General features: G+C 72.9%; 1 pseudogene. It reads right to left on the bottom strand.

Annotated elements, in window-relative coordinates:
* Positions 1-804: pseudogene (locus tag AC1D15_RS35055) on the bottom strand (HlyD family type I secretion periplasmic adaptor subunit); the annotation flags it as partial.
* Positions 805-837 lie beyond the last annotated feature (33 nt).

Genomic DNA, 837 nt, shown 5'->3' with positions numbered 1-837 from the left:
CTCGTTCTCCAGCTGCGAGCGGTACTGCGAGCGCAGCGCCGCCAGCTTGCGCTCGGATTGCGCGACGGCCAGCGCGCCGCTCTGCACGTTGGCCGTCTGCACCTTCAGGTCCTGCTCGCGCTCGATGGCCTCGCGGCCCTTCTCGTTGGCGGCCAGCTCGCCGACGAAGCCCTCCTTCACCAGTTGCCGGTAGGCCTGGGCCGACTGCTGGTAGCTCGGCAGGGTCTGCGCGATCTTCGAGAGCTGCTGCTGCGCGGCCAGCAGGTCGGCCTGCGCGCGGGCCCGGGTCTGCTCCTCTTGCGCGATGCCGTCGAGGTAGGCCTGGCGGCGGGCGCGGAACTGCGCGTCGACCTGCGCATACAGCGCGGCCGGCTCGCCAAGGCCCGGCAGCAGCGGGCGGTCTGCCAGCTCGGCCTCGATGCGCCGCAGCGTCAGCTTCTTCAGCGCCACCTCGCGCCCCAGCGCCTCGGTGTCGGCCTGCGACGCCCGCGCGTCCATGCGCACCAGCAGTTGCCCCTCCTTCACCGCGTCGCCCTCCTTCACCAGGATGTCGGTGACGACACCGGCCTCGGCCGGCTGCACGACCTTGGTGAAGCTCACCGGCACGAGCCGGCCCTCGGCCGTCGCGATGATGTCGAGCTGCGCAAAAGCGGCCCAGGCCAGCAGCAGCCCGACCAGCGCCGCCACGGTGAGCAACAGCGCCCGCGGCAGGCGCGCCGGAGGCCGCTCCTGGATCGCCAGCAGGTCGGGCGCGAAGTCGAGGGCCTCGGGGCTCAGCCCCAACGTTGCCGACGCCGCGGTCACAGCAACGCCTTCCGCGGCTCCGTGCCACGCCAC

This window comes from Rhizobacter sp. P2_H2 (genome assembly GCF_056403375.1).
The sequence above is the reverse complement of the archived record's forward strand: the minus strand, read 5'-3'. Positions and strand labels throughout refer to the sequence as shown.